5 protein-coding genes are annotated in these 7,918 nt (G+C 72.4%); 1 reads left to right on the forward strand and 4 read right to left on the reverse strand.

Annotated features, from left to right (window positions below; translation table 11 throughout):
- Nucleotides 1–74: 74 nt before the first annotated feature.
- The 4 genes from ACZ4EF_RS35755 to ACZ4EF_RS35770 form a co-directional block, all read right to left on the reverse strand.
- Nucleotides 75–1,628, reverse strand: coding sequence for a chitinase (locus ACZ4EF_RS35755; RefSeq protein ID WP_355347790.1), 1,554 nt, complete (start codon nt 1,626–1,628; stop codon nt 75–77).
- 230 nt (nt 1,629–1,858) lie between these two features.
- On the reverse strand, nt 1,859–3,241 hold the full coding sequence (locus ACZ4EF_RS35760; protein WP_401314363.1) for a S53 family peptidase: 1,383 nt from the start codon (nt 3,239–3,241) through the stop codon (nt 1,859–1,861).
- 275 nt (nt 3,242–3,516) lie between these two features.
- A complete protein-coding gene (locus ACZ4EF_RS35765) occupies nt 3,517–4,401 on the reverse strand; it encodes an ABC transporter permease (RefSeq protein ID WP_188282197.1) in 885 nt (294 codons plus the stop codon).
- Nucleotides 4,402–4,415: 14 nt separating this feature from the next.
- Nucleotides 4,416–7,148, reverse strand: a complete 2,733-nt coding sequence (locus ACZ4EF_RS35770; protein WP_467508365.1) for an alpha/beta fold hydrolase — start codon at nt 7,146–7,148, stop codon at nt 4,416–4,418.
- A 160-nt stretch (nt 7,149–7,308) separates the two neighbouring features.
- On the opposite strand from ACZ4EF_RS35770, the gene ACZ4EF_RS35775 reads away from it, so the two are divergent.
- Nucleotides 7,309–7,758, forward strand: coding sequence for a nuclear transport factor 2 family protein (locus ACZ4EF_RS35775; protein WP_355347799.1), 450 nt, complete (start codon nt 7,309–7,311; stop codon nt 7,756–7,758).
- Nucleotides 7,759–7,918: the final 160 nt, after the last annotated feature.

Raw genomic sequence — 7,918 nt, forward strand, 5'->3', positions numbered from 1 at the left:
GTAGACAACGGTCAGACTTTAGAGGATCGGCGGCCGGACCCCGAATCCGGGGCCCGGCCGCCGCGGGAGGCGGATCAGCAGGCGCCGAGGTCCTGCCAGACACCCCACTCACCGGTGGTGCCGGGCGTCTCGCCCGTCGTCCACCACTTGGCCTTCCAGGTGTGACCGGCGTACGAGACGGTGTTGCCGCCCACGTAGACCGCGCTGCTGTTCCACGCGGTGGCGGTGCAGCCGGTGGTGGTCCCGGTGACCGTGAGCGTGTACGCGGCGGTGTGGGTCGTGGTGCCCGCCTTGCCGGTGACGGTCAGGGTGTACGTGCCGGGGGCCGCCGAGGCCGTGGTGGCGACCGACAAGGTGGCGTTGCCGCCCGCGGTCACCGAGGTCGGGCTGAGCGTGGCGGTGACACCGGCCGGGGCGCCGGAGACCGTCAGCGCGACGGACTGCGCGGTGCCGGAGGCGACGGCGGTGTGCACGCTGGAGGTGGTGGAACCGCCCGGCGCGACGGAGCCGGAGGCCGGGGTCAGCGACACCGAGAAGTCGTTCGCCGGGGGCGGGGTGGTGGTGCCGCCGCCGGTGAAGGGCTGGAAGGTGTGGCTGAACTGCCAGGTGCTCTGTGCGACGCCGGAGCAGGTGTCGGAGCCGCCCTGGCCGGGGCAGCCGCCGTTGTCGCGCTGGAGCGCCCAGAAGGACAGCGTGTTGATGCCCTTGCTGACCGCCCAGTTGTAGACGGTGGTGGCGTTGGCGGTGGTGAAGGTCTCGGCCGCGCCGAAGTCGTCGATGCCGGGCATCTCCGTGACGCCGACCATGCCCCAGATCTGCGCGTCGGTCTTCGACGGGTAGAGCCCGGCGAGCTGGTCGTGCAGGCCGGTGGCGGCGGTCTGGGTGTCGGTCGCCATGTTGTGCGTGGCGTTGTCGTAGTAGTCGAACGTCATCAGGTTCACGACGTCGACCTTGACGCCGTTGGAGATGGCGTTCTGGATCACCGACAGGCCCGAGCCGTCACCTGCGGTGCCCGTGGTCAGCCCGTGGGTGGTGGTCGGCAGGGTGTAGGAGAACTGCACCGAGCGGCCGTTGCTCGCCGCCCAGTCCTGGACCATCTTCACGGCCTTGTTGCGGCGGTCGATGCCGCCGGCGTTGGTCAGCGAGTTGTCCTCGATGTCGAGGTCGATCCGGCTGATGTCGTAGGTCGTGATGACCTTCTCGTAGGCCGCGGCGATCGAGCTGACGTTGGTGCAACTGTCGGCGATCTCGGTGCCGCTGTTGTCGGCCGCGTAACCGCCGAAGGACGGGATGACGTCGCCGCCGCCCGCCTGGAGGGTGTCGATGTCGGCGCCGAAGTTCGCCTGGGCGATCGGCAGCGAGCTGTCGCCGTTCCAGTACGGGGTGCAGGAGCCGACGGACGGCGTCTGGATGAACGCCATGGTGAGGAATTTGTTGCCGGAGGCCGACGCCAGGCCGGAGAGGCTGTCGCCGTTGTACGCCTCGAAGTACGGGGCGAACACGTGGGCGGGCAGCGGGGTGGCGGCGTGGGCGGTGCCGCTGCCGGTCAGGGCGAGCCCGGCCGCCGCGGTGGCGGTGACGAGTCCGGTGAGCAACGCGCGGAGGGGTCTGCGAACGGGTCCGGTCATGGACCGCGCTCCCTTCGAGGGGGGATGTGTGGGGGCCGACAGCACAGGGGGCGCTGCTGGTCTGGACCAATACTGTTGGTCTGGACCACCCGACTGTCAAGAGTCCTAACAGATAACGGAGTTGGACCACTCACCCCGCGGGAGCGGACATTTCCGGCGCCCGGACAGCACGTGTCACCGCCGCGCCCGCGCGGACGCGGCGGTGACCTGTCAGTACCCCGCTCGGACGGTCAGCGCCGCCAACTGGCGATCGCCAGCGCGGGAACGAACCGCGCGGCGTCCAGCGTGCCGACACCGGTCGCCATGTCGTACCCCTTCACCGCGGTGTAGCCGGTGACGCCGTCGTAGGAGTTGTTCGTGCCGTCCTTGACGTCCACGATCCCGGTGAGCCTGCTGTCGCCCCGGTAGAGCGCGTACAGCGCCTGGTGGATGTCGCCCACCCGGTGCCCGGCGAGCTGGTCGGCCAGCGCGACGATGCCGGAGAACAGCGGGCTGGACTCGCTGGTGCCGCCGTACACGTCCCATCCGACGGCCGTCGGGTCGAAGGAGGAGTACACCCACGCCCCGCCGTCCACGGCCGCGGTCATCGAGATGTCCGGGGTGCCGCGCCGGGCGCCGACGACGTTCTTGACCACGTCCTGGTACGAGGGCCTGGTGAAGACGTGCGACTGGCCGCCGCCGCCCGCGCCGTAGTCGTTGTAGACGCTGTCGGGCGCGGTGCGGTCGCCCGCGTCGTCCAGGTGGAGCTGCGTGCCGCCGATCGAGGTGACCAGCGGGTCGGACGAGGGCCAGGAGTTCACCGGGTACGGGTAGTCGGTGGCGCCGTCCGCCATCGAGTCGGTGGCGCCGCCGTCGCCGGAGGACGACAGCACCGTCACGCCGTGCGCGGCGGCGGCCTTGAAGGCGTACCGCAGCTTCTGGATGCTGGAGAAGTCGCCCCGGTCGAAGCCGGGGAAGGTGTTCTCGGTGGCGCCGAAGCTCTGCGTGATCACGTCGCCGACGCCGTGGTCGATCATCGACTTCTCGGCGTCCATCATCTCGGGCAGCCCCTCGACGCCCTCGGTCTCCGCGACGCCGGTCTCCACCAGCACGATGTGCGCGTCGGGCGCGACGGCGTGCGCCATCTCCACGTCCAGCGTGCTCTCGCTCGCCCAGCCGGTGTGGTCCGGATTCGTCGGGTCGAACGGCGGCACGTCACCCCACTTGACGACCTGTACGTGCGAGCTGGCGATGCCGAACTGCCGGCTGTACACGTCGAGGTCGTGCTGGATCGTCGGCGACCCGAACGAGTCCACGATCACGATCGTCCGCCCCTTGCCGGTGATACCGGCGCGGTAGAGCGGCTTGAGGTCGTACGCCTGGCGGTACTGCTGCGGGGTGTAGCAGTTGATGCCCCACTTCGCCTGGCACTGCGCGCTGCTGAGCGGGCTGCTCACCCCGCTCACCAGCCGGTGTCCCGTGACCGCGGGCACTGCCTTCACCACCGGTGCGGTACGCGCCGGGGCGGCGGTGGCGGACCCGGCGACGGGAGCGGCTGTCAAAGCGGCGGCGGCGAGGGCGGTGACCCCTGCCGCCGCGACCGCGGCGCGGGGCCGCGGACGGAATCTGCGCATGGACTCTCCTTGTGTGGAGTGCGACCGCACGAGACGGATGCCGCGATCACACCCACAGATCATGCCCAGGACAAGAGACTTCGCCGTTTGCTGCCGACCGCTTTACTCCGGATGGCCGTCCCTTGGTTATTTCATGGGCATGCCATGACGAGGCGTCATGGTGCGGCGGCGTCGCGGGGCCCGTCATGCGGCGGCGTCACGGGGCCCGTCATGCGGCGGCGTCACGGCACGGCACGGCACGGCATACACCACGTCACGACACGGCCGACGGCGGGTCAGGACACGATGTCCTTGGTGCGGAAGCCGCGGAAGGCCAGCGCCGTCAGCACGATCGCGTACGAGACCGACACCGAGGTGCCCTGGAGCATGCCGGACCACTCCATCGTCGGCTGGAGCGCGTCCGCCCAGGAGAACTGCCAGTGCGCGGGCAGCACGTCGCGCCACCGCCCCAGCGCGGTCACGGCGTCCAGCACATTGCCGACGATGGTGAGGCCGACCGCGCCGCCGACCGCGCCCAGCGGCGCGTCGGTGACCGTGGAGAGCCAGAAGGCGAGCGCGGCCGTGACGAGTTGGCTCACGAAGATGTAGATCACGGCGACCGCCAGCCGCGGCAGCGCCTCACCGGACGCCAGCGCCCCGCCGGTCGGCAGTTCCAGGTCCCCCCAGCCGTACGCGACGGTGCCCGCCACCAGCGCGACCGCGGGCAGCAGGACGAGCGCGACCGCGCTGAAGCCCAGCGCCACGGTGAGCTTCACGGCCAGCAGCCTGGTCCGCGGCACGGGCGCGGCCAGCAGATAGCGCAGCGAGGACCAGCCCGCCTCCGAGGCCACGGTGTCGCCGCAGAAGAGCGCGACCGGCACGACGAGCACGAAGCCCGCGGAGACGAACAGGCAGGTCGCGCAGAAGTTGGCGCCCGAGGCGGTGGCGGTGTCGATCAGCGTCGGGCCGTTCCTTCCCTCGCCGCTCGGGGTGCCGCCGATCGCGAAGGCGGCGATCAGGATGAACGGCAGCGCGGCGAGCAGCGCGGCCACGATCATCGTGCGGCGCCTGCGCAACTGCCGCCTGGCCTCGACGCGCAGCCGCAGCGTACGGCCGGGGCGGTAGCCGGGCGCGGTGGCGCGGGCCGGCGACCCGTCCGGTGCGGGCGCGGGGGCGGGCAGGGCGGGTGCGGCGCTCACGAGGAGCCTCCGATCAGGGTCAGGAAGGCGTCCTCCAGGCGGCGGTGCGGCCCGACCTGGGCCACGGGCACGTCGAGACGGACGAGTTCGGCCACGAATTGCGCCGGGGTCAGGCCGTCGAGCACCGCGAGCAGACCGTCCTCCTCGCGGACCGCGGTGGCGACCCCGGGCAGTGCGGCGACCTTCTCGACCGCGCTCTGCGGCAGTTCGCCGTCGATCCCGACCAGCACGGTGTCCGCCGAGCCGATGATGTCGGCGACGGGACCGGCCGTGACCAGCCGCCCGCGGTCCATGACCACCAGATGCGTACAGGTCTGCTCGACCTCGGCCAGCAGGTGGCTGGAGACGATCACGGTCCGGCCCGCCTGCGCGTAGCGGATCAGCACCTCGCGCATCTCGCGGATCTGCGGCGGGTCGAGTCCGTTGGTCGGCTCGTCGAGGATCAGCAGGTCCGGCAGGCCGAGCATGGCCTGCGCGATGGCCAGTCGCTGCCGCATGCCCTGCGAGTAGGTGCGCACGGCCCGTTCCAGCGCGTCGCCGAGGCCCGCGATCTCCAGGGCCTCCGCCAGGTGGGCGTCCTGCGCCGGGCGGCCGGTGGCCTGCCAGTACAGGTCGAGGTTGGCGCGGCCGGACAGATGCGGCAGGAATCCGGCGCCCTCCACGAAGGCGCCGAGCCGGGACAGCACGGGCGCGCCGGGCCGTACCGCCTCGCCGAACACCCGGATCTCGCCCTCGTCGGGACGGATCAGGCCCATCAGCATCCGCAAGGTGGTGGTCTTGCCCGCGCCGTTCGGCCCGAGCAGGCCGAGCACCTGGCCGGGTTCGACGCGGAAGGACAGGTCGCGTACGGCGTACTGGTCGACGGACTTCGCGTACCGCTTGCTGAGGCCGGTGATCTGCAACGGGACCGCGGCGAGCGCCGGGTCGGCCGGGCGCGGGCGGACCCGGCGGCGGCCGGTGAGCAGCAGGACGGCGGCCACGGCCAGCGCGATCAGCGGCAGCGCCCAGGCCCACCACGCGACCGAGGTGGCGTCGGCGCCGAGCCCGGTGTCGGTGGGCAGGGTGAGCGTCGGCGACGCGAGCGAGACGGTCAGTACCGCGGGCGCGGCCGGGGAGGCGTAGCCGAGGTCGGTGGTGGACAGCACCACGCGCAGTCGGTGCCCGGCCGCGAAGTCGTGGTCGACGGCGGGCAGTCGGACCGTGACGGTGGTGCCCTGCCCGGACCCGACGACGCGTACGGGGGCGGCGAGCGAGGCGGGCAGGGTCTCCTTGCCGCCGGGCGCGACGTCGTAGAGCTTCGCGAAGAGCACGGCGTCGGGCGCGTCGGTGGCGACCTTCACCCGCACCGACGGCGCTCCGGTGAGCTGGGCGCCGTCGCGCAGCGGCGCGGACTCGAACACCGCGATCTGGCCGGGGAAGTCCAGGGAGATGCCGGCGCCGACCGAGGAGAGCTGGGTGAGCGCGCCGAGGCCGGGGACGGCGGAGATCGCGGGCGGGGCGCCGCCCGCCGGGTTGGTGATCCGCTGGGCGGAGCCGGCGAGCGCGATCTTCCGGCTGCCCGATCCGTCGAGGCCGGGGTAGCTGTCGCCGCTCGCGCCGCGCAGGGTGACGCTGCCGTCGGTGGAGTTGAGGCCGCCGGTGCGGGTGACCCGGAAGGCGGGTCCCGTGCTCGTGGACGTCTCGCCCTTGAGGTAGTGGTCGAACCAGGCGGTGACCCGCTGGTCGATCCTGCCGTTCTCGGTGTTGCCGCCGTCGTGTCCGCCCGCGATCCAGTCGACGGTCACGGGTGCGCCGTTGGCCTTGATCGCCTTGGCCATCGCGTCGGACTGGGTGAGGGTGAACAGCGAGTCGGTCTGGCCCTGCACGATCAGCGCGGGGACCTTGATACGGGAGCCGACCGCGGACGGGCTGAGCGCGTCGAGTCGCGCGCGGGCGGCGGCGTCGGGCTTTCCCGCCTGGGCCACGCGTTGGTAGAGCGCGCAGACGGACGGTTCGAACCGGCCGCAGAGGGGGTCGGCGGTCGTCGGCGCTCCGGCGGGCGTGGGCGTGCCCGTGCCTGTGCCCGCGCCTGTGTCCGGGGTCCGGTCGCCGCCCGCTGCCGCGTCCAGCGGGGTGGAGCCGCTGGAGAAGAAGATGCCGGCCCACAGCTTCTTGTAGACGTCGTTCGGGAAGAGCGCGTCGCTCAGATTCCAGTACGTCATGCGCGGCGCGATGGCGTCGATGCGCTGGTCGTAACCGGCGGCGAGCAGGGAGATCGCGCCGCCGTACGAGACGCCGGAGATGCCGACCCGCGGGTCGCCCGGCGCGTCGAGCCGCACGTCGGGGCGGTCCGCGAGCCAGTCGATGAGCTTGCCGACGTCGGCGACCTCGCCGTCCGGCGCGTTGAGCCCGATGCGTCCGGTGGAGTGCCCGAAGCCGCGCGCGGACCAGGTCAGTACGGCGTAGCCGTGCCGGGCGAGCGTTTCCGCCTGGCCGCGCACGTCGTCCTTGCTGCCGCCGAAGCCGTGCCCGAGCAGTACGGCGGGCCGCCTGCCGGGACCGCCCGAGGTGAAGTACGAGGTGTCCAGGCGTACGCCCCCGGTGCCGTCGAGCATCGCGTCGCTGCGGTGCACCGAGCCGCCGTCGCCGGACGCGGTCGCCGTACCGACCGCGACGCCGCCCGCCACCAGCACCACGAGCGCCCCCGCGGCGGCGAACCACCTCTTGCGTCGCGGCCATCGAAGATCCATCCCTCGATCCTAGGCGGCTCGGGTCGCGGACCGGGCGTGGGCGGAGGGTTCTCCGGGTATTCCCATACTCCGCGCCTGTCAGGTGTCTTGACTTCTCCGGTGGCGCGTGCCATCCATGCGGTGCCCACGCGTCCGTCCGGGCGCGGGCAGGAGGGGCCGCATGCTCTCGCTCGGCGATATCTCCGACCGGCTGGAAATCCAGGATCTGTTGATCGAATACAGCCACGCGGTGGACACCGGCCAATGGCCGCTGCTGGACGCAGTCTTCACCAAGGACGCGGTCCTCGACTACACGGCGACGGGCGGACCGCGTGGAACTCTGCCGGAGATCAAGGAATTTCTCGCGGCCGTCATGCCGCGTTTTCCCGGATATCAGCATTTGCTCGGGAATTGCGCGATCCGGCTCGACGGGGACCGCGCGACGGGCCGCACCATGTGCCTCAACCCGCTCGTCCTGCCCGAGGGCGGCAAGGCCGCCGAGCGCGGTGTGCTGCTGTGCGGCTTCTGGTACGTGGACGGTTTCGCGCGGGACGGCGGCGGTTGGCGGATCGCCTCGCGGCGGCAGGAGACGTCGTACATGTACCGGGCGCCGGGCTCCGCGCAGGCGTGAGCGACCGGCCGCCTTCGGCACGTACCCGGTTCGCGCGGTGTCCGTGAACCGCCGCGGGGGGGGGGGGGGGGGGGGGGGGGGGGGGGGGGGGGGGGGGGGGGGGGGTGGGGGCGCGGGGGGGGGGGGGGGCGGGGGGGAGGGGGGAAGGAGGGCCAGCGTC

The organism is Streptomyces sp. NPDC025721 (assembly GCF_055558595.1).

What these genes read in the sequence shown, in the direction of transcription:
- ACZ4EF_RS35770 (WP_467508365.1), bottom strand. Translation starts at nt 7,148, where the DNA reads ATGGATCTTCGATGGCCGCGACGCAAGAGGTGGTTCGCCGCCGCGGGG.
- ACZ4EF_RS35760 (WP_401314363.1), bottom strand. Translation starts at nt 3,241, where the DNA reads ATGCGCAGATTCCGTCCGCGGCCCCGCGCCGCGGTCGCGGCGGCAGGG.
- ACZ4EF_RS35755 (WP_355347790.1), bottom strand. Translation starts at nt 1,628, where the DNA reads ATGACCGGACCCGTTCGCAGACCCCTCCGCGCGTTGCTCACCGGACTC.
- ACZ4EF_RS35775 (WP_355347799.1), top strand. Translation starts at nt 7,309, where the DNA reads ATGCTCTCGCTCGGCGATATCTCCGACCGGCTGGAAATCCAGGATCTG.